At 46.2% G+C, this 24327-nt stretch carries 17 protein-coding genes; 2 read left to right on the forward strand and 15 right to left on the reverse strand.

Annotation, left to right across the window (positions count from 1 at the left end):
- The first annotated feature begins 16 nt into the window (after positions 1 to 16).
- Entirely contained in the window at positions 17 to 991 is a 975-nt protein-coding gene (locus AB4Z08_RS02380; protein WP_441572171.1) for a 2-hydroxyacid dehydrogenase, read from the forward strand.
- A 147-nt stretch (positions 992 to 1138) separates the two neighbouring features.
- A complete protein-coding gene (locus tag AB4Z08_RS02385) occupies positions 1139 to 2401 on the forward strand; it encodes an acetyl-CoA C-acetyltransferase (RefSeq protein WP_441572172.1) in 1263 nt (420 codons plus the stop codon).
- A 34-nt stretch (positions 2402 to 2435) separates the two neighbouring features.
- On the opposite strand, the gene AB4Z08_RS02390 is transcribed toward AB4Z08_RS02385, so the two are convergent.
- The 15 genes from AB4Z08_RS02390 to AB4Z08_RS02460 all read right to left on the reverse strand — a co-directional run bounded on the left by AB4Z08_RS02390 (position 2436) and on the right by AB4Z08_RS02460 (position 24243).
- The gene (locus AB4Z08_RS02390; RefSeq protein ID WP_441572173.1) at positions 2436 to 3086 is read right to left on the reverse strand and encodes an HD domain-containing protein; all 651 of its coding nucleotides are present in this window, start codon (positions 3084 to 3086) and stop codon (positions 2436 to 2438) included.
- A gap of 66 nt (positions 3087 to 3152) precedes the next feature.
- Positions 3153 to 3989, reverse strand: a complete 837-nt coding sequence (locus AB4Z08_RS02395) for a helix-turn-helix domain-containing protein (protein WP_441572174.1) — start codon at positions 3987 to 3989, stop codon at positions 3153 to 3155.
- 48 nt (positions 3990 to 4037) lie between these two features.
- Positions 4038 to 7052, reverse strand: a complete 3015-nt coding sequence (locus tag AB4Z08_RS02400) for a PVC-type heme-binding CxxCH protein (RefSeq protein ID WP_441572175.1) — start codon at positions 7050 to 7052, stop codon at positions 4038 to 4040.
- 184 nt (positions 7053 to 7236) lie between these two features.
- Positions 7237 to 8379: a redoxin domain-containing protein gene (locus AB4Z08_RS02405; RefSeq protein WP_441572176.1), complete on the reverse strand. Its 1143-nt coding sequence runs from the start codon at positions 8377 to 8379 to the stop codon at positions 7237 to 7239.
- Between the two features lie 89 nt (positions 8380 to 8468).
- Entirely contained in the window at positions 8469 to 9434 is a 966-nt protein-coding gene (locus AB4Z08_RS02410; protein ID WP_441572177.1) for a quinone oxidoreductase family protein, read from the reverse strand.
- 71 nt (positions 9435 to 9505) lie between these two features.
- Positions 9506 to 10045 carry a Crp/Fnr family transcriptional regulator gene (locus AB4Z08_RS02415; RefSeq protein ID WP_441572178.1) on the reverse strand — a complete coding sequence of 180 codons (540 nt, stop codon included), beginning with the start codon at positions 10043 to 10045 and terminating at the stop codon, positions 9506 to 9508.
- Positions 10042 to 10599: a DUF1543 domain-containing protein gene (locus AB4Z08_RS02420; protein ID WP_441572179.1), complete on the reverse strand. Its 558-nt coding sequence runs from the start codon at positions 10597 to 10599 to the stop codon at positions 10042 to 10044. Before AB4Z08_RS02420 ends, AB4Z08_RS02415 begins: the two co-directional genes overlap by 4 nt.
- A 34-nt stretch (positions 10600 to 10633) precedes the next feature.
- Positions 10634 to 11179: a hypothetical protein gene (locus tag AB4Z08_RS02425; RefSeq protein ID WP_441572180.1), complete on the reverse strand. Its 546-nt coding sequence runs from the start codon at positions 11177 to 11179 to the stop codon at positions 10634 to 10636.
- Between the two features lie 3 nt (positions 11180 to 11182).
- A complete protein-coding gene (locus tag AB4Z08_RS02430) occupies positions 11183 to 13834 on the reverse strand; it encodes a GH116 family glycosyl-hydrolase (protein WP_441572181.1) in 2652 nt (883 codons plus the stop codon).
- Between the two features lie 329 nt (positions 13835 to 14163).
- Entirely contained in the window at positions 14164 to 15591 is a 1428-nt protein-coding gene (locus tag AB4Z08_RS02435; protein ID WP_441572182.1) for a glycoside hydrolase family 30 protein, read from the reverse strand.
- 18 nt (positions 15592 to 15609) lie between these two features.
- A complete protein-coding gene (locus AB4Z08_RS02440; protein ID WP_441572183.1) occupies positions 15610 to 17022 on the reverse strand; it encodes a glycoside hydrolase family 30 protein in 1413 nt (470 codons plus the stop codon).
- Between the two features lie 128 nt (positions 17023 to 17150).
- The gene (locus AB4Z08_RS02445; RefSeq protein WP_441572184.1) at positions 17151 to 18722 is read right to left on the reverse strand and encodes a RagB/SusD family nutrient uptake outer membrane protein; all 1572 of its coding nucleotides are present in this window, start codon (positions 18720 to 18722) and stop codon (positions 17151 to 17153) included.
- A 21-nt stretch (positions 18723 to 18743) separates the two neighbouring features.
- Complete coding sequence (locus tag AB4Z08_RS02450; protein WP_441572185.1) at positions 18744 to 22100, reverse strand: TonB-dependent receptor; 3357 nt, start codon at positions 22098 to 22100, stop codon at positions 18744 to 18746.
- 297 nt (positions 22101 to 22397) lie between these two features.
- Entirely contained in the window at positions 22398 to 23564 is a 1167-nt protein-coding gene (locus AB4Z08_RS02455; protein ID WP_441572186.1) for a FecR domain-containing protein, read from the reverse strand.
- An 88-nt stretch (positions 23565 to 23652) separates the two neighbouring features.
- Entirely contained in the window at positions 23653 to 24243 is a 591-nt protein-coding gene (locus AB4Z08_RS02460) for an RNA polymerase sigma factor (RefSeq protein WP_441572187.1), read from the reverse strand.
- Positions 24244 to 24327: the final 84 nt, after the last annotated feature.

A 24327-nucleotide genomic window follows, 5' to 3' on the forward strand; every position in this document is an offset into this window, starting at 1 on the left:
AAAAAGAAAATATTATATGAAGGTATTTACAACAAGGGTAATTCCGGAAGAAGGACTGCTACTCATGCAGCGTGCAGGCATCACCGTTACACAGTGGACGGACCAGAGAGAACTTACCCTGGAAGAAATGATCGTGAAATGTAATGAAAATGATGCGTTGTTTTTTGCCGGTGGCAGAAAAATAGACCGTCCTTTTATGGAACAATGCCGGCATTTAAAAGTTATTAGCCTGTTATCCGTGGGTTATGATAACGTAGACGTAAAAGCCGCTACTGAACTGGGATTACAGGTTACCAACACCCCCGGTGTGTTGAGCAATGCCACTGCCGATACCGCCTTTTTATTAATGCTGTCGGTAGCACGTAAAGCCTTCTATCAACATAAGAGAATTATAAAAGGAGAATGGGGATTCTCCAGCCCTACGGCTAACCTGGGTATTGACATAGAAGGGAAGACACTGGGAATATGGGGACTGGGTAACATTGGAACGGTCATGGCTAAACGCTGCCGTGCTGCATTTGACATGAAAATAATTTACTGCAACCGTCACCGCAATGAGGCAGCAGAAAAAGCACTGGATGCCACTTTTGTTTCATTCGATGAACTGCTGCAACAAAGTGATGTCATCAGTGTACATACGTCACTCACGGAGGAAACAAAGGAAAAATTCAATAAGGACGCCTTCAGTAAAATGAAACCCAGCGCTATTTTTATCAACGCAGCACGGGGTGGCATTCATAATGAAACTGACCTGCTGGCGGCATTGCAGCAAGGACAGATATGGGGCGCAGGACTGGACGTCACCAATCCTGAACCCATGAAAGCAGATAATCCTTTGCTGAACATGCCAACCGTAGCGGTGTTGCCGCATATAGGTTCCGCTACACTTGAAACAAGGAACGCCATGTCGCGGATAGCTGCGCAAAATGTAATCGCTGCTTTTGAAGGTAAACCGGTACCGAATCCTGTTAATCATATTTACTCACTATAATCCCCACCCTGGTAATCGATGCGGGCAGCGTTTTTTGATCAGAGGCAGGAAAGAGCTTCATCGGATTAATTTCCATCCCATCAACAAATATCGGGGGTGATTGTTGGCTTACTACAGATTCATTAACTTTAGCTAAAGCGCTTCACTATGAAAAAGGTCGCTATCATCGGCGGACTACGCATCCCTTTCGTTAAGTCCTTCAAAGAATACAATCATATCAGCAACCAGGAAATGCTGACTACCTGTTTAAACGCACTGGTAGACCGCTTTCAGCTATCAGGAAAACGACTGGGGGAAGTAGCCCTCGGCGCTTTGCTGAACAGATCTACCGAATGGAACTTTGCGAGAGAATGCGTATTAGGCACTAAACTGGATCCTCATACCCCCGCTTATAATTTACAAAGGGCCTGCGGCACCAGTCTGGATGCAACCATACAACTGGGTCTCCGCATTGCCTGCGGACAAATAGACACCGGCATCAGTGGAGGCAGCGATACCAACAGCGATATCCCGCTGCAATTTCAACAGCAACTAGCCTGGAAGCTTGTAGCCCTGCGCAGCGCCAAAACACTGGGCGAGCGCCTGAAAGTACTTGCTTCTATCCGGTTTAAAGACCTGACTCCGGTATATCCATCTATCGTAGAACCCAGAACAGGTATGTCTATGGGACAACACACCGAAAAAATGGTAAAGGAATGGGGCATTACCCGGGACGCGCAGGATGCACTCGCCTACCGGAGTCATATGAATGCCGCCAAAGCTTATGCAGATGGCTTTTTCAATGACCTCGTCATTGAGTACAAAGGCGTAAAAAAAGATACAATTATACGCGCAGATACGACTCCGGAAAAGCTGGCCGCCCTGAAACCTGCATTTGACTTCAGCGGCAACGGCACACTCACAGCGGGTAACAGCACACTCTATACCGACGGCGCCTCTGCTTTACTGCTGGCCTCAGAGGAACATGCACAGCAACAAAACTGGCCGGTACTGGCGCACCTGGTAGATGCCGAAACCGCTGCGGTAGATTATGTAAATGGGGAAGGACTGCTGATGGCGCCCACTTACGCCGTAGCCCGGATGCTGAAACGCAATCACTTAAAGCTGCAGGATTTTGATGTATATGAAATCCATGAAGCCTTCTGCGGACAGGTACTCTCCACGCTCAAAGCCTGGGAAGATGCGGCCTACTGCAAAAAGCTGGGTTGGGATACACCCCTGGGCAGCATAGATCGCAGCAAGCTCAATACCAAAGGAGGTAGCGTTGCCATAGGGCATCCCTTTGCTGCCACCGGTACCCGGATACTGGCACAAACGGCTAAAATACTGCAGGAACGCGGCAGCGGACGTGCACTCGTATCTATCTGTACTGCTGGTGGTATGGGCGTAGTAGCCATACTGGAACGTTAAATACCGCGTCAGTAGTGCTGACGCGGTGTGATAACTATTCACTCCAACGCGAATGCAATATGCAGTCGCAGAAATTTTTACTCTTAAATCCAGGGATCATATACGCGCAAACATCTGCTTTGATATTGCCAAAAGTAGTATCTGTTTTGTGTTCGAAACCACTGAAAAAAGCCGGGATGATTTTCTTCTTAAAATCAGTACGCGGGAAAGCCGCCAGGATAGCGTTTCTATGCTCATCAGACAAGTGTTCATATCCTTCTCCCATTACATCCAAACCAACACCACTATACATCAATGCTACTTCCGGCTCTTTGTATTCCGCAATACCAATAGTCGTATGCAATGCAATGGTATCCCACACCAGTTGCACTGCAGCAGGCGGGACATCGTTGCTCTGCAGAAAAGCACGGGCCGCATTGGCACCATCTACTTCAAATCTTTTATCCGGGCTGCTGTAATGTGGTGTGAGTCCCAGATCATGAAAAGCAGCACTGATATACAGTAGCTCCGGATCAAATTTTAGTCCGGCACGCTGCCCGTTCAATACGGAAAAAATAAAAACACGAAGCGAGTGATTGTACAGGAATTCATTGCCATGCTCGCATAATAATTCTGTTGCCTGTACAGCCAGCTTACTGTCGGGAATTTTCACACCAGCTATTGTTGTTAAAGTTGTTTTACACATATCATTTGCTTTTATTCTGCAAATGTAGGCGCATGGCTAACCGCAGGGAATACCAAAAGCGGTGAATCACATACCAATTTGTACAAACCGGCTTCTGAACTCCAGGGGAGCCATCGTAGTTTGTTTTTTGAAGAAGTTACTAAACTGGTATGGTGTGGAAAAATTAAGCTGAAAAGCAATTTCTTTTACCGGGGTTGTGGAAAACTGCAGTAAACGTTTAGCCGTAGCTGTTAGCTGTTCGCTGATCAGCATCTTGGGCGTCTTATTGCTATATAACTGGCATATATCCATCAGCTTACGGGGGGAAATATGCAGTTGCTGTGCAAATATATTTACATGATGGGTATGATGGGCATCATCCTGTAACAATGCTATAAACTGCTGGTATATTTTGTAATGATGATTGTTGGTATCGGCAGATAATGCGGCGTCAATATTGGCAATTTTAATGATCAGTATTTTCAGGTAAGCTGCCAGCACATCTGCTTTATTGGAATAGTCCGGCGTTTGATATTCCAGCAGCATATCCCTGAGCAGGCGGTAAATATTTTCACCTTCTTCGCCGGCCGGCGTAAAGTGTTGATAGGCTTCAATGTTTCCATACAGCGTAGCTTTACAATTGCGTGCGCTCACCGGTGTTTTGTCCCAGAAGCAATCCCCGAACACCAGGTGAATAGCTTTCAACGCAGGCTGTTTAGCGGTACGCCAGGATTGCCCTTTCCCTATCAGCAATAAACTACCGGGTGTTACCGGGAAAGTGGTACCGGCAATCTCCACTGATCCACTTCCCTCACAGATCCAGAGCATTTCATTGTCTTTGGCAATATCCGCCCTGCCGCTGGCAGTGATCGCTGCGATAAAAAAGCCTTCAGAAATTAACGGATGTGTTGCTGACAATGCCATGACGCCGCATTTAAAATGACAACACAAACTTACGAAAAAAGTAATGGACTACTTTTTCAGCGCGGCGAGGTATTCCACCAGGTCTACCAGCTCCTGCTGCGACATGGCCGTAGCCAGGCCCGTAGGCATCAGGGAATGTTCATACGCCTTCCTGGAGATGATGTCATTCTTCTTTAGTTTCACTCCCTGTCCTCCAGCTGTTCGTACATCTACTTCTTCCTTTGTTTCGCTGGCTACATAACCCAATACCTGTGATCCATCTTTCAACTTAAAAAAATATCCTTCAAACCCAAAGCTAATACCTGCATCCGGCTGGATAATGGCGTCGTAGATAGCACTTTTTGTGAGCTTGCTGCCTATTTCAGAAAGTGCCGGGCCAAAGTTTACGCCGGTATTGCCTGCTATGTGGCAGGTAGCGCAATAACTGGCAAATACTTTTTTTCCTCCGGAGATATCCCCCTTCCTGGTGACCAATTTATCTACGGTGGGCAGGTCGTGGTGCGTGGCTGCAGGCTCATAATAAGCTACAGCCTTGGCTTTGATATCCTGTCGCCATGCGTGTGTGAGTACTGCCCTGGCTACGGTATCCAGGTCGGCAGGCAAAGATTTATTGGCCACCATGTTCCACAAATCGGCATATCCGTCCCAACCGCGGCCCAGGTTGCGTGTAGCCAGTTGTCTTAACGGCAAAGTGTATACGTTGTTTCGCATCAGCGCCGATAGCAGTTCCCGGTTACTTCGGTCCTGCGCCTTTCCCAACGCAGCTACCAATGCAAATGCTGTGGCGGAATCGGACTGCTGAAGGGTTTTGATCACCAGTGGCTGACCACCGCATTGCAGCAGTGTTTTCATGCTATAGCCCTGCAGATCGTCCCTATGCGAATCGAGCACCATTTGCAGTAATGTTTCATTCTGATCACGGAGGTGATACTTAAGCACCAGGTCCACGTATTCCATCTCGCCTTTGAATACAGCCAGACTGTTATGCAGCAAAGCTGTCATCGCCGGCGTTTTTGGAAGCGCCGCCGCATTCAGTTGCAGCAGCGCAAGTGCATTTATCCAGTACTGTTTCGGATCGTCTTTAAGCAGACTTAATAACACCGGGGTGCTTTCTGCTGAGGGATAAAAATCGAAGGCACGGAAATAACGCTTATTCTGCCGGGTATCGTTACCCGGTTCCTGGATCAGTGCGGCTAACAAAGGTAATGCGGCGGGTGTTCTTGCCCGCCATATGATATCATGGTCGGCAGACGGATACCTGGTATTAACTGGCAGCTTCCTCCATGCGTTGAAACAGGCTTCCCAGTTGCCATCTGCACCAATGCCCAGGGCTTCGAGGTACCAGCGGTCTTTTCCGTTATACTGTGCAGCCATCAAGGCCCAGTTACCCGGCATATCTGCTTCATGGCTATGGTACATGGCCAGCAATGCCTGCCGGCGCACAGCTGCAGAGGTATCTGTTACCAACATATTGCCATAGCTAACGCCACTCTCCTTAGCGGCCCGTATCGCCGCGATACGGATATCTTCGTCTTTATCCTGCAATGCCGTTTTAATATATCCGGCACCGTTAGGCAGCCTGCTTAGTAACCAAAGCGCACGTGCCCGGTAGCGGGGATTGTTGCTACTGTACAGCGACTGCAATTCTTTTTCTGCAGCAGCGCCCATACTGCGAAGTTTTGTCCAGGCCAGGTATCGGGTGCTGCCGTTAGGATTCTTCAATGCTTCAACAGCGCTGGCGGCACTATTGATCACCGGTGGCTTTATTTTATACGGGCTACCGGCCGGGGCTATACGAAATACACGACCACGGTCCAGGTCGGCCACCTGGTGACCACCTACTCCCGGATCGTACCAGTCAGCCACAAAGAGAGAACCATCCGGTGCTACGCAAACATCGGAAGGACGAAACCATTGATCCGCACCACTTTCCAGTATATTCTCAATGGTAGCCGTATAGCCGGCACCGTTCTTTTTAACAGGATAAGATCTCACAACATTATGCCCCGGTTCGCCATGGATCATCTGGTTACGGAACAGCGCCGGCAGCAGTTCTCCTTCATACACCACCATACCGGTAGGTGATCCGGAACCCGTTTGCAATAAATTAGGTACCACGCCCGGATCGTTGAGATGCCAGTGCCGGTAAGGAATAGAATCTTCCATATTCATACGGCGGGATGACCAGCCTGCGCCGGTCATCTCATCCGTATATCCATAGTTGCCATGTTCGAGAATATAATTAATACGAACGCCCCGGTTACCATCATCATCATTATCACTCTGCCACATATTACCAAAAGCATCTACCGCTACTTCATAGTTGTTGCGGAAGTTATGCGCCATCACTTCCAGTTCGCTGCCATCCATGTTGCAGCGAAAGATCATACCCTGCCGGTAGGGTTTGCCTTTGTTGGCAATCATGTTTCCGTCCACATCTTTTATCACCCTCCCATTCTTATCAAGTATGCTATCACCGGCATTTCCAAAATTGAAATACAGCTTTCCGTCCGGTCCAAACGTAAACGCATGGATGGCATGGTCGTGCTGTATTCCGCCAATACCGCGAAACAGCAGTTCTTTCTTATCGGCTTTATCATCACCATCTGTATCAGTGAAAATGAAAACATTGGGGCTGCAGGATACAATCACCCGATTACCAAGTACACAGATTCCCAGTGCAGCATTAATGCTGGTATCCTGGTAAAAAACTTTGGCGGTATCGGCTTTGCCGTCTCCATCCAGGTCTTCCAGTATCATGATGCGGTCACCTTCCTTTTTGTAAGGATGTCCCGGGTTTAGTTCATTGCGGTAGTTATAGGCCTCTGTTATCCACACCCTTCCYTTTTCATCAATGTCCATATTTGTAGGATTCATGATGGTCGGCTCGCTGGCGAACAGGGTCGTTTCCAACCCATCCCTGGTTTTAAGGCCACTGACGGCATTTTCAGGTAAGCGTAGCTGCGCTTCCGTTAGTGGTACGGTGGTCGCTGTTGGCTGGTTGGAGTGACAGGCGCCCAGTATCACAGACGCCATTAATAGTAACCGGTGGATGTACTTCATACGTGGACTCAATTAAATGTCAATATAACACGTATTAAAAGTAACAAAATAAATCATATAAAAAAACCCGTCCCGGGAAACCGGAACGGGTGGTCCATTGTCATCCATTTCACCGAATAAAAATTTCGATTTGACATAATGCATATACCATGCCGGAAATGGATAAATATGATACGATTATTACTTAATGTATTACTTTTTCCAGCGCTTCTTCCAATGCTTCTCCACGCAGGTTCATCGCAACAATGCGGCCTTGTGGATCGAGCAGGAAATTCTGTGGAATAGAATTGATCATATAAAGTTTAGCCACTGCACTGTCCCACCATTTCAGATCGCTTACGTGATGCCAGGCAAGACCATCCTTTTCAATAGCAGCCGTCCATTTCGCCTGATCACCGGTTCTATCGAGCGATACTCCCAGGATGTCAAAGTTTTTATCCTTAAAGCGATTATACGCTTTTACCACGTTTGGATTTTCAGCGCGGCAGGGACCACACCAGCTCGCCCAGAAATCGAGCAATACATATTTACCACGCAGGTCAGAAAGCTTCATGGTTTTACCATCCGGTGTGGCTGCAGAAAAATCAGGAGCTACCTGGTTTACTGCCAGCGTAGCCGATGCTTTCAGCAGTGCTTCTGCTTTCAATCCTAAAGTGGATTGGCGCAGTGCCAGCGGAAATTTATCAAATACCTTTTGGGTACCTTCTACATCCATTACACGTCCGCCCATTTTTTTACGCAGGGTTACAAGACTCACATAATAATCGGGATGTGCCAGCATGAATTTTCCCTGCAGTGATTCCTGTTCTTCCATCAGCTTTCTGAAAGCCATGCTCATGTTGTAGTAACCAGTGGTATCTCTTGGTTCCGTCATCATCATATGCTGTGCAACAGTACGCAGGGAGTCCATGCTTTTGGTCTGGCTGGCAACGGTAGCGTTCAGCTCATCCTGTTGTTTGGTAAAAGCAGAGCCTTTAATTTCAGCACCATCCAGCAGATTCTGTGACCCTGCATTTTTCAGCGTGAACTTCATGTTGTCTGTTGGCGTGATAAACAATGCGCGGTTACCACTCTTTGCTTTATCATCTTTCAGGCGGATGCTCAGCATTGCTTCGGCAGTATCTGCTACTTCGTAAGTCAGCTTAAAGGCGCCCTTTTCCACCAGGGCGGAATCTAATGGCTTATACCCGTTGCCGGCGGCTTTAAAAAGAAAGATGTATTCATTATCAAAGGCAGCAGGCACCTTACCAGTGATGGTCGCCTTTTTTTGTGCAAATGCGCCGGAAACAGCCACTGTTCCCAGGCAGATGAGGAGGATTCTTTTCATTCGTTTAATGATTGGTTGGTTTTGTCCGAAAGTATAAAAACGCTACCAACCCTTCAAATGCTTAATGACAGGCGGTCATGGTAAGATGTTTACCGGTTTTCCCCCGGCAGCAACACTATCCTGCTGCCATTGGTGGTTTCCAGTTTCCACGCTGCCGCAACTTCGCACAGGGGCATTTCCACCAGATCAATTACCAGCTTACCGGCGGCTGCACGTTTTATCACTTCCGGGAACGCTTTAAAGATAGCCTCCGGAGCCACGCTACCACCGCCACTACCCAGTATTTCCAGCCTGGAACTCCGCAATGCTTCTGCCGGAAGAGAAATATGACTGCCAGCCATAGCGCCCACCTGTACCAGGCGGGTACGTGGCGCTTCTTTCATCAACTCCTTACCAGTGATAGCAGTGATTAGTGCGCTCACAGGCGCACCCCAGAGATAATCAATCACCACATCATATGACTGGGCGGCAAAGGCTTTTATAAGGTCTTCCGGCGATTGATCCAATGCAATACACTCATCTGCTCCTAACGCCGGCAACTGCGCTAAAACTGCCTTATTACGGCCTGCTGCAATGACCTTACCAGCACCCAGCTCTTTGGCGATTTGTACGGCCAGCTTACCTGCTGCGCCGGTAGCACCCAGGATAAGCACTGTTTCACCAGGTTGCAATTGCCCACGATGACTTAATGCCAGCCAGGAAGACATTGCCGGATTAAAAATGGCCGCGGCCATGCTATCACTGATGCCATCCGGTAAAGGCACACACCAGTTTTTATCTGCTACACCATATTCTGCCATGGTGCCATAGGGCTTGCGTAAACCGCCGAAATACACACGGGTACCATCTTCCAACACCCCGGTGCCATCTACACCTGCCACAAAAGGCTGATCGCCTCCGGCTGAATAATGCTGTCCCGCCACAATCGCTTTTACAATGGGGTGTATAGCTGCCGCTTTCACCTTTACTATCTGTTCATGATTACCCGGTACCGGATCGGGGAAGAATCTATATTGAGGAACCTGTCCTGCTTTGGCTACTATTGCTCCGTTCATAGTGATATCTGTTTTTGATAAGCCAAAGGTCAGCCCCCAAAAAACAGGATCACTTTACAATTGTTAAGAAATTATTTCTGAAGCTTATTCCGGATACGGCTGAGAGAAACGGGCGTGATGCCCAGGAAGGAAGCGATATACTGCAATGGCACCCGCTGTATAATACGGGGCTGTTCTTTAAGAAGGGCCTCATATCTTTCCTGAGGCGTGTCCCTGATCTGGGAAACAAACAATTTGCTATAATGCAACAGGCGCTGGAAAATAACTTCCTCCAGCTCCGCTTTAAATCCGGGGATACTGTTTACAATAGTAGCAAAATCGTCCTTTGCTATTTTAAGCAACTTTGACGGGGACAGTGTTTCTATTGTAAACATACTGGGCTGACCGGAACGAAAGCTTTCAATGGAGGATACTCCTTCCCCTTCAAAAAAGAACTGGAAAGAAGTATCCCTGCCTTTATTATTGAACCAAACACGTACACCACCTTCTACAATATAATAAGCATAGCGCGCCACCTTCCCTTCTTCCAGCAGAATGGTGCGGGCAGGCACGCTGATCTCTTCATAGAGATGCTGATATTGCTCCCAGGCTATACGTAATGATTCATTCATATTTTACTCAACTGAAAATATCCCAGGTGAAGTTCATCCGCTGCAACAGCTGTTGCAGGGCTTATCTCCAGCGTATACTTTTCTTTCAGATGTGCCGGAAAAATATCTTTGACTACGTGCATATCATCCACATCTACCCCATATTTATCATCTACATGGGAAGTAGCTGTTCCAAAAGTAGTATGCTTAAAAAAGGTAGTTTCTTTGGAAGCCCTGATAGCAGCGCCAATGTCTTTTTGTACGCTGAGGATTTTATAATGAAACTCTTCCATTTCATTTGGTTTGTAACCACCCAGGTTCAGGAAAAACAATTGCATGTCCTGATTAACCTCAGCGGGCTTTTCTACCACTCGGATCTGATGTCCATCCACCACATTCACTTCTCTCCAGCCGTCAATATGCAGTTTACCTTTTGCTTCCGGCCAGAAGGCCAGCATATCAGGAATAAGATCTCTCAGTTGATTGCCAATTCCAAAGAATACATCATGTTGCTCTGTATGTCGGCCTTCCGGCGTACATCCCAGCAGCAACATGAACAATTTTAACTCCGCCATTTGTTTTAAATTATAAGCGGAAGTTAGGATAATTTTACTTTCCTTTCATCACCTCCCGGAGCTGTTGCTCTTTTGCGGCGCTCCAGTATTTACAGTCGAGGTTAATAAACACAGAGGAGTAGGCAACCGTTGTATTGGTTTTTAACACCACCACTTTAAACAAGCCGGCTGTTTTATCCATCTTTGCAAAAACAGAATCGTGCAACAGGGTTTGCACCGACTGTCCTTTAAAAATTCCTTGCAGTGTATCCCGGTAACCTTCGGTACCCGGCACAAATGATAACTCCTTATCCAGATAAAGTATCGGGCTTACATGCGTTCCTTTATTCAGTTGTTGGATGGTATAGCTGGCCACTTCCGGCACCGTAGCATCAGTATTGATGTATACCATACCGGGAGAGGATTGCAGCGGAAATGCCTTGTCGGCAATAATAACCCAGTTGCGGTGTCCCAGCAGGGGCAGCAGGCTATCCAGCTGCGATTGCCAGGCCTGTGATACACTGGCAGCTACCGGTTTATTTTCCGGCTTACAGGAAAACAGGCATATTACGGCAACGGCTATCTGAAAATATGATTTCATCTATTATACAATTGTAATTTTAAGAGATTGTCCTGCTTTTATGCGCAGCGGTGCAGGAAGTTGCAGGGTAACAAATCCGTTGGCTTCCGTGAAGGCCACCGGGGCTTTCTGACCGGCAATAGTCACCTGCTTTACACCATTATGTGCAAAGCGCAACGTTTGCAGGGACAGACTACCGTACTTCAACTGTATCATATGATGCCCACCCTTTTGCGTATAGGTACCCCAACCTTCGGCAGTAACAAATGGTGCTTTAAAATCCTCTTTATTTAATGCAGGGGCAAAAGCAATATACCCTTTCGGGCCATGGTATTGAAAACCAGTAGCCGTAATAAAAGTACCGTAGCTGGCCATGGCACGGGCATAGTGATCACTGCATTCTATTTCATTAAATGGATTCCGCTTAAACGCATGATAACGATCATGCACCGCACGTGTCAGCGTGAGTGCTTCATCGGTCATACCTTCTGCCATCATATGCGAAGCTACCTGGTGCTCGAAGCCTGTCATACATTCATTAAAATATCCCAGCTGCCACGCATCTTTCACGCCGAAAGGATATTGTTCATTACGGGGATTGGTATTCAGGATCATACCACTTTCTCCCGCCAGTGCATAAGGCCTCCCGCCCGGATGTGCTGCAATATAAGGACCTACATCCTGCTTGTAATTATACTTATACAAAGCCTTTAAAGCCGACAATGTTTTTTCTTTATCTATCACCCGGTCCATACCTACCTGGAATGCCCAGCTCTGGCCGTATACCTGGTCTATGTGACAGGTATTGTAAGATCCGATCACAGAACGTCCTTTCACCTTATCTGGTTGATGGATAAAGTACTCGCCGTTGAACAACTGTGTTTCCATATTCCGCCGGCCTTTTTCCGTATAGTCGTTACAGATAGTTGCAAAGGCGGTATCATTTACTTCGGTAGCCATCAGTGAAGCAGCTTTCACAGCAGCAATGCACAATCCTACTATCCAGGCAATTTCTCCATCCCAAACAGCATCCAGTGTATTCTCCATCGGCGTATCCTCCATACCATCACCATTGCGGTCCTGGTGAATAATGAACAACGTCGCCTTTTTAATATTGGTCCAGTTATGTTGCAGGAAGCTATTGTCTTTATTCATCTGATGCTCCCGGTAAATCCGCAATACCGTACCTGCCTGTCCATCTATAGCCGGGCGTTTCTCTGCTTCTCCTCTGAAAAGAATGCCTCCATCCGACATTTGCCCGATACCCAGGTCTACGCGTTGCCTGGTATCTCTTTCCAGTGCCGGGAAAATACGGCCTACTGCCTGCGCATACTGCCATACATGCGTGCAGGTACCTTCACAGGCCCCTACTCCTTCCCAGGCATAAAAACGGCCGGAGCGGAAACGATGCGCCGTAGTAGTGGCCAGTGTAGAGATGTTCAGAAAAGTACGTTCCATAAACCACCACGGCAAGGTGGCATCATACCAGGTATCTTTCCACAAGCGGCTTTCATGGCTTAAGCGGGTATAATTTTTCTGCACATAGTTCATCACCGCTACGGCATCGGTAAACTGGTTCGTATAATAACGGCCTTCTCCCTGTATACCATTAAAATACAGGTTAGGTGTATACCAGCTAATGGCAAAATCATTTCGTATAGTCTTACCAGGTAGTATTTTATTCTGAATAGCAACACTGCCGGTTAGTTTGTCTGATACTGGTTTAATCGCCTGTTTGGCGGTCATGAGCTTAAAATCAGCCGCCGATAATTCTCCCACAGGCATCATTGGATTCACCATTACCTGGGTACCAAAAGCGGCCAGGCAAAGATTACCATAATCATACTTTTTACTGAACTCCTCATTGCTCCCGGCTTTCACCCGTACCGTGGCATGCACCCCCTGCCAGCCTGGTTGATTTACGACAGTATTTATCCGCTCATGTGCGTCACCAGCGCTGTAAATGGCCGCTTTGTTCTCCAGCCAGCCAAGTATGGTAGCAGTTACCGGCGTAGTACCCTTGTTGATAATTTTGTAAGATAAGATGGTGACCGGTAAACCGGAATCATCTTCATTCAGCGGAATAAAAGGAGAAAAGGCTTCTAACACTATTTCCACAGGAAGCGCAGGATCTGTATACCGGATAGTGGCCATCGGGTAGGTAGCTTCAAAGCTGATCTCCGGCCAGCTCTCCTCATCAAACTTCCGGATAATTGTTTTATGATCGTCCGTCAGTTGCAATGCAAATCCCTGATCCAGCGGACGAATATTTTTTGAAGGCGCAATATAACAGGCGCCATCACGGGAACGGACTTTTTTGCCACCATCCAATACATTCGCGCTATAATCTACCACCTTGGGTTCTATGCCCTCCTGGTTTTTATTGAAAATATCCCATAGCCACAAACGCCCGTCACCACCCAGATACAGAGTACCGCACATAATACCACCTACGGGCATCCCAATATACTGCAGTTCGTTTTTACTTTTGAGATAAGTGGTAACGGTGCCGCGTTCATACAACGAAGCGATCCACGCTGCATCTGGCTGACGGGTAGTGAGCAGGTAATGAGGATTAACCGATATGGCGTTGCCTACTACCGGCAAACGCACGGCCAGTGCACCTGCCATAGTTAATCCAATATTTCTTAAAAACTTTCTCCTTTCAATACCCATAAATGAAATCGTTTATTTCCATGAAACCGTTTGTATGAGACTTTTATTTTTATCCAGGGCAGGAAACTTTTAAAAAGGAGTGGACGAATTTAGACAAGCCAGACATCAAATGCAGGCATAATGCCCAGGAAGCATTACTATCATTGTTCAATGCCATATTCTCCTGCCAGGTGTTAATCATAACGAGCGTGTAAGGCAATATATACAACCTTTAGGAATGTTGCACCTGCATGTTAAGCCAGTGCCATGATATGTGAAAAAATCATTACCGCATAAAAAAAGGCGACACCCTCAACCAGGGTGCCGCCGTCTTCCGCCAAAAATATGGTTTATTGTACGATCAATGTGCTGATGGAATGCGGTAAGCTCCTGGTAGCTGCCGCCTTCCCTGCTATCCACAAATGGAAAGGAATTTCTTTATCGGTAGTATTCATCACCACTACCGCCAGTTTGCCATCTGTATTCACAAAAGCGGTGGTTTGCAGCATGGAACGGCTGGAAGAACTCGCCACCCGCTTAGCACCCGGACGAATGAATTTAGAAAAATGCCCGAGGTAATAATATGCATTGGTATAAATCAATTCTCCTTTTTGAGTGTCGGCATGCACGGGTGCAAAGCAGAAATTACCTACATGATTAGGCCCCCCATGTTCATCCAGGAGGATGTTCCAGTCTGTCCAGGCTACCGTCCCCGCGTTAAAATCTCCGATCAGCGAAGTGCCATATTTCTCTCCTATAAACCAATCATGCACTTTGGCCATGTCAAATTTCTCTATACAGCCCTCTGTAAATACCAATGGTTTGTCAGGAAAAGCTTCGTGTACCAGGCGCTCATTCTGGAACTGCATCTCGCTGCCCGTCCAGGTTTCATACCAATGGTAACCGATGCCCCAGATATATTTAGCCGCTGCGGGATCATGCAACAGCGTACTGGCACGCTGATACATCAGGTCGCGATTATGATCCCAGGCAATGAGCTTTTTGTTGCCCATACCCGCCTTTTGCAAGGTGGGTCCCAGGTAACCTTTGATGAAATCACGCTCTTCTTCCGCGGTATAAATACAGGACTCCCATTTCTGTTTAGCCATTGGTTCATTCTGTACAGAAAGCCCCCATACCGGAACACCCAGTGCTTCGTATGCTTGGATAAACTTCACATAGTGATTGGCCCATGCCTGGTAAAATGATTTTAACAAATGGCCTCCCTGCAATACATTATTATTGTCTTTCATCCATGCAGGAGGACTCCAGGGACTTACAAACAACGGGAGCTTCCCGCCGGCTGCGGCGATGGCCGCCTTGATGAAAGGAATGCGGTATTGCTTGTCGTGGTCTACATTGAAGGTTTTCAATGCCGAATCATTTTCTGCAGTATAACTATAAGTACCACTGGAAAAATCACAGCTTTGTATATTTGTTCTTGAAAACGTATATCCTATACCGTTATTAATATCATAATATGCTTTCAGCAGCTCCTGCTGTTTTGCCTTAGGCAGCTTGGCATATGTTTCTGCCGAAGCATCCGTAAGGGCGCCGCCAATACCAATAAAAGCCTGAAAACTTTTTTTAGTATCTACAAACACACAGGGCTCTGTTTCCAACGGTTGCGGCATGCTGGTAAATTCAAGTGTAGCCGTTTGTGTTAGTCGCAGGTCAGTATTTTCCGCGGTGGTAATCACCGTTACTTTTTTCTGCTGACTGTATCCGCTGCCGGCTATGGCAAGCAGACAGGCGCCTGTTAAAAATATCTTCTTCATAAATTATTTTACTGTCTTTTACCAAACATAAGTCGCTACTTCTCCACTGTTCAGAGAAGCGGTGGCCAGTTTATTATTTACTTTAATCTGGAAAGTCTGTGGCGACGTTTCGTTGTTGACAACAATCAGTACTTTCTTACCTGAAGGTGTTTTAAACGCCACATTATCCAGTTTACCAGGAATGTTGGAAGCAATTCTTACCGCACCTGCAGGCACAAACTTAGAGGCATGGCCTATTACATAGTAGGAGGAATTACGTGACACCGCATTGCCATCAATGGTGATACCTCCCAGGCACTGGGAACAGCCACCTTTATCGGTATGTGGATTCCACTGTGCATCCGCTGCGAGGTTCCACTGCAGTACATTGCGGCTCCAGTTGCGGGTAGCACCGATAATCAGTTTGCTTGTATTACTTTTCACTTCATTGGCATAACTGCCTTTGCCATCCGACCATTGTTCTGTGAAGTACAAATTCCTGGCAGGAAATTGCTCATGCACCGTGCTCAGTGCGTCAATGGTGCCGCCATACAAATGAAAGGCTGAGCCATCTATAAAAGGATAAGCAGCAGGATCTTTTAAAATACTAATGGGGTACTCCGGTTTATCGCAGTTATGATCATACAGGATGATCTTTGTTTTTATGCCGGCTTTTTTAAAAGCTGGTCCCAGATGGTCTTTAATAAATACGGCCTGCTCTGGCGCCAGCATCAGCATGCTGGGATTGTTTTTTGGATGTAGCGGTTCATTCTGAATGGTGATGGCATCAATGGTGATACCGGCTGCTTTCATCTCCTTTACATACTTCACAAAATACCTGGCATAGGCAGCATAATATTCCGGCTTCAAACTACCGCCGATAAAGGAGTTATTGGTTTTCATCCAGGCCGGAGGCGTCCAGGGAGAACCTAATATTTTAATAGCCGGATTCAATGCCACAATTTTTTGTAACACCGGGATCAGGTCTTTTTTTTCTTCATTAAGATTGAAATGCTGTAGTTCCGGATCTGTTTCTCCGTCAGGCATATCATCATAAGTAAATACGGAAGCACTCAGGTCGGAGGCGCCAATGCTGAGGCGGAGGTAGCTGATACCAATGCCATTACCTTTTGTCAGGAAGAGTTCCTGCAATAATGCTTTCTGCTGTGCTGCCGGCAATTGGTTAATCAGGGTGGCACTGCCGCCGGTGAGGGTAAAACCAAAACCATCTATCTGCTGGAACTTTTTTGCTTCTTCAACTACAATGGTAGCAATACCTTTATCTGTAGCGGTAAAGGGCAGCGTATTGGTTTGTTGCTGCAGGGCAATTGACTTTTCGGGAGAAGTTAACCAATAACTGATCTCATTTGATTTTTTCTGCTGACTTTTAACAGTGGTAGAAATACCTGCCACCAGGGCGAGGCAACACAAAAGCTGACTGGTTCTCTTCATAGCAAAAAGGAATTGTTAATGGACAAAAGTAATCCCGAATTCCGGAAATTCCCATCGTAGTTATTTTGTCTGGCAAGAAATAAAATAACTACGATGGGAATTCTCAGAATCCGGGAATACCAGCGGGGTTATTGTCCGCCCCACTCAGGAGTTTGCTTCAGTTTTGTATTTTCCAGTTCCAGGTATGGAATAGGCAAGATTTCATTTTTCCCTGCTTTAAAGGTTCTGTTAGGAATAGCATTCAGCACCGCTGCTGCCTGACCGCTTCTCACGAGGTCAAAGAAACGGTGTCCTTCTCCTGCCAGTTCCAGGCGTCTTTCTTTAAAGATATTATCATAAGTGGCATCTATAGCCGTCAGACCTACACGGGCACGCACGGCATTCAGCAACTGGTAGGCGCGTGTACCGGCACCGTCGCCTTCTCCTGCTTTCACGCGGGCTTCCGCTTCCATCAGGTAGGTATCCGCCAGACGGATCTCATACAGATTTTGAGGGAAGTTCAATTCCATGTTACCACCACCTTTTGAAATATTGGCAGTACGGCCAACAAATTTATTCAGGAAGAAACCGGTGTCATCAAAACTGGGAGAATAGGTGGCTTTTTTTGCATCCACCAGCTCTTTCATATTTAAGATGGTAGCGGCATACCGCGGATCACCTTTCATCACTGCCTCCAATTCTTTGGAGACGATCAAAAAGCCCCAACCAGCTACATACTGGGATACTTCATTGGTGGCAGGCGTAGGTGTAAGACTACGTGGACCACAAAGAATATTCAGCATATTACCATCGGTCTTCGCTACACCATCTGTCCAGTTACCACCGGAAGTAGAAGTATAGGATACTTCAAAGATAGATTCTGTGTTAAATTTGAAGGCATCGTCCGACTTCCAGAGGTCCGCAAAATTCGCTACCAGGTTATAGCCATATTTACCGCTGGGTTGTCCGGGCGTTTCTCCATTCACTTCCTTAAACTCAGCGGCTGCTTCTGTCCATTTCTTTTCATACAAATACACCTTACCCAGCAAAGCATGTGCAATGCCTTTACCCATGCGGCCACCTTCTGAAACACGTGGAGGAACATCCGGCAGGTTGGTTTCAGCAATACCATCTTTCAGATCCTGTTCAATTTGTTTATACACCTCTTCCGGAGTTGCCTGGGTAACGGTTTTTACTTCTTCCGGTGTAAGCGGTTTTGTCATCAGGGGTACGCTCTTGAATAAACGAACCAGGTCGAAATAGAAATGTGCCCGCAATACTTTCGCTTCCGCTGCATATCTCTTTTTCAGGTTATCGTCCATCGGCACATTAGGCAACTTGGCCAATAACACATTGGCGCGGTTAACGCCGGAAAAGCCTTTTTTCCACAGCTCTTCCTGTGGTCCCGTAAGAGGTGTCAGCATGCTTAAGCGGGTCATTACCTGGAATACATTGATATCGGCCGGACCACCACCACCTGTCCAGTGATCATCAGAAGCGGCATCCATGGCGCCTGTTTTATTGGTATAGTTGCCGGCCTGGTATCCTACCATATCATAGATGGCTACCAATCCGTTAAAGGCTTCCTGCTGGTTCTGATAGTAGCTGCTCTCCAGGAAATTACCTTTGGGAGCAACGGTTACAAATTTATCACTACAGCCACCCATCAGCTGCAAACCTGCTGTAATAGCTATTATATATTTTAAGTTTCTTCTTTTCATTTTTAATCAGCTTTAAAGTTATCAGAAAGTAACATTCAAACCACCCATAAAGGAACGTGCCTGCGGATATACACCGCGGTCAACACTCAACGCATCAGTACCACCAATTTCAGGATCGTAACCGGTATATTTAGTGATCGTCAACAGGTTTTCACTCATTACATATACACGTATTCTCTGTAAACCCATTCTTTTAACTACGGTGGATGGCAGAGAATATCCTATCTGTATCGTTTTAAGTCTAAAGTAACCACCATCTTCCAGGTAGAAAGAGGATAACCTGTTGTAGTTGTTGTTAGCATCTGTTTGTGTCAGCCTCGGATAAGTAGTAGAGTGATTCTCTGGTGTCCAGCGCTCCAGCGCTTTGGTGGACCAGTTGGCATTTGGAATGTCCAGACGGCGTAATCCCTGGAAGATTTTATTACCGGAAGCGCCCTGACCGAACGCTACTATATCAAAGCCCTTGTAGGCAGCACTGATAGTTAAACCATACGTCCAGCTAGGCGTTGGATTACCAATGAAAGTGCGGTCATTATCACTGATCAATCCATCTCCATCACGGTCAGCCCACTGAAAATCTCCGGGCTTCGCATTGGGCTGTATTTTCTGTCCAGCCTTGTTAGTGTATTCATCTATTGATTTCTGATCCTGGAAAATACCGAGTGATTCAAAACCATAGAATGAGTTAAAGGCATGTCCTACCTGCGTTCTTACAATGCCAGGCATGTTCTGGAAATTCACATCTTTTCCATCCAACTTTTCTACACCATCACCCAGGAAAGTCACCTTATTTTTCATGTAAGACGCATTACCATTGGCAGAAAACTCTACCTCACCAATTTTGGCGTGATAACCCAGTTCCAGCTCAACACCGTTATTAGTCATACTTCCCACATTGGCAGCGGAGTTGGCAATAGCACCTGTGAATAAAGGAAGACGGGGCTTCATCAGGATGTCTTTTGTTTTCTTGCTGTACCAATCGAAGGCGATGGTAAAATTGCGTAACAACGTTGCTTCAAAACCAACATTTGTTTGCGTGGTAGATTCCCATTTCAAGTTAGGGTTAGCGGGTGCATTAGGACTGTACCCTACATTGAAATTGTTTAATCCGAAGTTATAGTTTCTGCCGCTACCGATAGTGGATTCATAAGCCCCATCATCAATATCATCACTACCTACGGTACCATGGCCCCCGCGGAATTTCAGGAATTCTACTACATTATTTTCAGGCCAGAAGCCTTCTTTGGAAGCTACCCATCCCAACGAATAGGAAGGGAAAATACCATATTTATGATTCGGGCCGAAACGCGTAGAACCATCCCTGCGCAGAATACCTTCTACCAGGTATTTTTCTCCATAGTTATAGTTGATACGTCCGAAAAGGGAAGATACTTTGTGATCCACATTTTCCTTACCATCAGAGATACGATTGGCAGCAGCTGATTTGAAATTAAGCGATGCCTGCTCAAAAGTTTCAGCAGGAATATCATAGAATAATACGTTGGTTTCTTTCAAACGATTATCCATATAAGCGCCCTGACCAGCCAGTAAAGTAATATTATGCTTATTGAAACTACGTGTATAGGATACCGTATTTTCCAGGTTCCATGCATAGCTTTGGTGCTGACCACGGTTAAAGGAAGTACGTGTACCTTTGGAGACGCTGTTGTAATAGTAAATCGGTGTAAATGTTTCATCACCCCAGAAAGAAATTTTGGCCCCAAGTGTGGAACGGAATTTCAATCCTTTAACTGGTTCCATTTCCAGGAAAGTATTACCTACCACATTGTGTGACCAGTTATAATTGCCCAGGTGGGTGCTGATATATGCCAGTGGATTTGCAATCTCCTGTGTTACAGAGCTGGAAATACCATAAAACTGGCCTGCCGCATTTTTGCGGGCGCCTTTCTGCAGGTATTCACCAGTGGATGATTCCGCAGGATCAGTAATTACCGCCTTGGTGATTGGATCCAGGTTGATAGCAGAACTCAGCGGACCGCCAAACTCATTATTGGTGTTACCAATGCCTATATTTTTTTCGTAAGAATAACCTACGTTTTCACCCCAGGTAAGCCATGGTGTAATTTTATGTATGGAATTCAAACGGAAGTTAACGCGTTCATATTTGGAGATCTCTGATGCAATCACACCATTCTGTTTCAGGTATCCAAAGGAGGTATAGAAGGTGGATTTATCACTGCCTCCACTGATGCTCAATTCGTGATTCTGACGGATCGCATTGTTGTTGAATATTTCCGCTTGCCAGTCGGTGCCCTTTCCATAAGAAGAAGGATTCGCAAATGGTAAAGGTTTACCATCATTGGCTGCTGTTTCATTTCTTAAAGTAGCATATTGGGTAGCATCCAGCAGTTTCAGTTTGCGCGCAGGAGCAGAGGTACCTAAATAACCGTTATAGCTAACAGATATTTTACCTGCCTTCCCTTTTTTGGTAGTCACCAGGATGACGCCGGCAGCAGCACGTGCGCCATAAATAGCCTGGGAAGCGGCATCTTTCAATACTTCTACAGATTCTATATCATATTGGTTCAGGTAACTGATACCACCATTATCTACCACTACTCCATCTATTACCCACAATGGATTGTTATTATTGAAAGAGGTAATCCCCCTCACACGTACGGAAGAAGCAGATCCTGGTTGTCCGGAGCTGGCAGCTACCGTTAAACCGGATGTACGGCCCTGTAATACCTGCTCAATACGGGTAACTGGTTGTGACTCGATGTCTGCAGCGCGCACACTGGAAATAGCACCGGTCACCACACTCTTTTTCTGGATACCATAACCTACTACTACGGTTTCTGTAAGCGCCGTGTTAGCCGGTTTTAATTGTATCCTCATTGGGCCGGTGGCAACAGCCACCGTTTTACTGTCGTAGCCGATAAAGGATATCAGCAGGAACACCCTGCTGTTAGGTACTCTCAGACTAAATTTCCCTTCCCCATCAGCCGCGGTGCCACTACCGGAATTTTGTATCCGTATGGTTGCTCCCGGAATGGGTTCACCTGCTTCGTTCACAATTCTTCCGGTAACCGTGATACTGGAATCTGCAGAACCCTTCTCCGGGAATACATTCACCAGGGTAATACGGTTTCCTTCCACCACATAAGCCAGTGGCTTATTCCTCAAACAGATGTCCAATGCTTCCTTTACGGATACATTGGTAACGTCTACATTGACATTAGCGAAAGAAGACAGTAAAGCCTCATCATACACCACGGAAACACCCGCCTGTCGGGCTACTTCTTTCAGCACTTTCTTTAGTGGTGCATTCTTTTCCGAGAGGGTGATCTGCTGCGACAATCCTTTTGCGCTGATATGCAGGCAAGCTGTGAGTAGCAAAAAGGCGGTCATTTTCATAACGCAGAACATTTTGGTTGATAGTAATTTCCGGGTACAGGAAATTATACCACATAAGTTTAATTGCATACTTTTGTAGTGTTTGGGAATTCTTGTAAAATAGTTCTTCGATTAAGGGATTGATTTTCAAGGGATGCCCAGACTCATACCGGCAGTGTTGCGAGCACTTCCGGTTTTTTTTGGGCATACGTTCCCTGACTAGCTTGTCTCGGTTGTTGCCATCTTGTTTAAAAATTTATCAGTTTCTACTTTTTATACGTGGTTGCCGCAACGTGGAAGCAGCAATTTTTCAAGCAATTATCTTATAACGGTTAATTTTCTTCCTTCCAGATTAAACCTGGCGCCACTGCTCTCCAGCAGTGACAGCATTTCTGTCAATGGCAGATTTCTGTTGATCCTACCTCCAAACAATCGTTTATCTACTATTTTAGTATCTACTTCTATATCATACCAACGGGCTAACTGTCGTAAAATGACATTTATATTGGCATTATCGAATTCAAAAAATCCAGTTTTCCATGCCACCACTTCCTGTACATCTGCATTACGTACAGACATTACGCCAGTACTGTTGTCAATAGCCGCTTGCTGTCCGGGCTTCAGGTATTTTTCCACCACCCCCTGTTTCACTTTTACCGCTCCACTCACCAACGTTGTTCTCAGCTCCTCTTCATCATCATAAGCCATAATATCGAAGCCAGTACCTAATACCTGCACTTCCACGCTATTCACTTTTACGATAAAGGGCTGTTTGGCATTTTTCTTTACTTCAAAATAACCCTGCCCCTGCATTTCCACTGTACGGTTATTACCGGTAAACGCAGTGGGATAGCGCAAGCTGGAAGCTGAATTCAGCCATACCTGTGTACCGTCCGGCAACACAATGGTAAACTGGCCTCCACGCGGTACTTTCAGCATATTATAGCCTATGGAAGTATTATTGCCGGCAGTTGCATATTGCAGCTCTCCATTCTTTTGTTCCACCTTCGTTCCTCCCTGTTGTATTACCTGGTTACCTGCACTGTCTAATGTTACTACTGATCCATCTGCCAGGGTAAGCACCGCTTTGTTGGTACCCGGTTGTACATCGGCTGCTTTTAAGGCCAATACCGGCGCCTTTACAGGCCTGGGTAAATTATAAAACACGGTAACTCCTGTTATGAGCAATACCGCAACGGCAGCAGCAACACCCCATTTCCACCACTGAGCAACCCTCATCTTCACCACCTTTTCCCGGCCGATAGATTCCAGTAACCGGGCTTCTATACGGTTACTTAATTCTTCCGGCACAGCAGGCTGCGCTTTCATGATACGTTCGAAATCCTGTTGCATTACCGCCAGCAACGGCTTATGCGTATCGGAAGAAAGCAGCCAGCTATACAAAGTGGCCATCTCCTCCGGGCTGCATTGCCCGTCAAGATATTTTTTCAGTAATGCTTCCTGGTAGTCTTCCGGCTGATTCATTATAATGGTGCAGGACTATTTAAACACAAGTCCTGTATATAATATCCGGAAATAAAGAAAGAGGGTACCCCTGCGGAAAAATATTTTTTTATACAACGGTAGTGATCAGCAATACCGCTACCAGGATATCCCCATGACGGAAAATATAATCCTGTATAAACCGCATACTGAGTACCATATGTTTTTTGACAGTATCACGGGAGATACCCAATATGGCGGCGGCTTCATCATATGTTTTACCTTCCTGCCGGCAAAGACGGAATACATTCAAACGCTGACTGGTCATCTGACTCAATGCTTCCTGAAAAAGACGATCATACTCCCGCGCTCTCACAGCCAGGTCTGTTAATCCCGCATCCTGATGCACCAGCTGCTGGAACAATTGCTCCCGCATCTGTTCATCAGTCGACAATTTGGCAATAGTTTTGAAAACGTGATTACGGGCAATCCGGTAAAGATAACCACTGAAAGAGAGCTGTGGGTTAATACGTGCCCTGATTTCCCAAACCTTCAGAAATACATCATGAACAAGGTCCTCCGCCAGGGAAGGCACTTTGCAAAAGCGTAACAGGTAGATATAGAGTGAAGAATGGTAGTGCCGGTAAATACTGGAAAAAGCCAATTCATCGCCTCCTATCATCCTCAACAACACTTCCTCTTCTGATGGCATTCGCTCCATTGAGTATAACAATTTTTAAATGATGCACACCGTTCGGATGTAAATTATAAAAAAGCATGAATAATACCAATAACACTATAGCGT

This window comes from Chitinophaga sp. RAB17 (assembly GCF_052114225.1).
Classification (GTDB): domain Bacteria; phylum Bacteroidota; class Bacteroidia; order Chitinophagales; family Chitinophagaceae; genus Chitinophaga.

Excerpts from the sequence above, each read along its gene's own strand:
- AB4Z08_RS02380 (WP_441572171.1), top strand. The coding sequence starts at position 17 with ATGAAGGTATTTACAACAAGGGTAATTCCGGAAGAAGGACTGCTACTC.
- AB4Z08_RS02385 (WP_441572172.1), top strand. The coding sequence starts at position 1,139 with ATGAAAAAGGTCGCTATCATCGGCGGACTACGCATCCCTTTCGTTAAG.
- AB4Z08_RS02390 (WP_441572173.1), bottom strand. The coding sequence starts at position 3,086 with ATGTGTAAAACAACTTTAACAACAATAGCTGGTGTGAAAATTCCCGAC.
- AB4Z08_RS02395 (WP_441572174.1), bottom strand. The coding sequence starts at position 3,989 with ATGGCATTGTCAGCAACACATCCGTTAATTTCTGAAGGCTTTTTTATC.
- AB4Z08_RS02405 (WP_441572176.1), bottom strand. The coding sequence starts at position 8,379 with ATGAAAAGAATCCTCCTCATCTGCCTGGGAACAGTGGCTGTTTCCGGC.
- AB4Z08_RS02410 (WP_441572177.1), bottom strand. The coding sequence starts at position 9,434 with ATGAACGGAGCAATAGTAGCCAAAGCAGGACAGGTTCCTCAATATAGA.
- AB4Z08_RS02415 (WP_441572178.1), bottom strand. The coding sequence starts at position 10,045 with ATGAATGAATCATTACGTATAGCCTGGGAGCAATATCAGCATCTCTAT.
- AB4Z08_RS02420 (WP_441572179.1), bottom strand. The coding sequence starts at position 10,599 with ATGGCGGAGTTAAAATTGTTCATGTTGCTGCTGGGATGTACGCCGGAA.
- AB4Z08_RS02425 (WP_441572180.1), bottom strand. The coding sequence starts at position 11,179 with ATGAAATCATATTTTCAGATAGCCGTTGCCGTAATATGCCTGTTTTCC.
- AB4Z08_RS02430 (WP_441572181.1), bottom strand. The coding sequence starts at position 13,834 with ATGGGTATTGAAAGGAGAAAGTTTTTAAGAAATATTGGATTAACTATG.
- AB4Z08_RS02435 (WP_441572182.1), bottom strand. The coding sequence starts at position 15,591 with ATGAAGAAGATATTTTTAACAGGCGCCTGTCTGCTTGCCATAGCCGGC.
- AB4Z08_RS02440 (WP_441572183.1), bottom strand. The coding sequence starts at position 17,022 with ATGAAGAGAACCAGTCAGCTTTTGTGTTGCCTCGCCCTGGTGGCAGGT.
- AB4Z08_RS02445 (WP_441572184.1), bottom strand. The coding sequence starts at position 18,722 with ATGAAAAGAAGAAACTTAAAATATATAATAGCTATTACAGCAGGTTTG.
- AB4Z08_RS02450 (WP_441572185.1), bottom strand. The coding sequence starts at position 22,100 with ATGAAAATGACCGCCTTTTTGCTACTCACAGCTTGCCTGCATATCAGC.
- AB4Z08_RS02455 (WP_441572186.1), bottom strand. The coding sequence starts at position 23,564 with ATGAATCAGCCGGAAGACTACCAGGAAGCATTACTGAAAAAATATCTT.
- AB4Z08_RS02460 (WP_441572187.1), bottom strand. The coding sequence starts at position 24,243 with ATGGAGCGAATGCCATCAGAAGAGGAAGTGTTGTTGAGGATGATAGGA.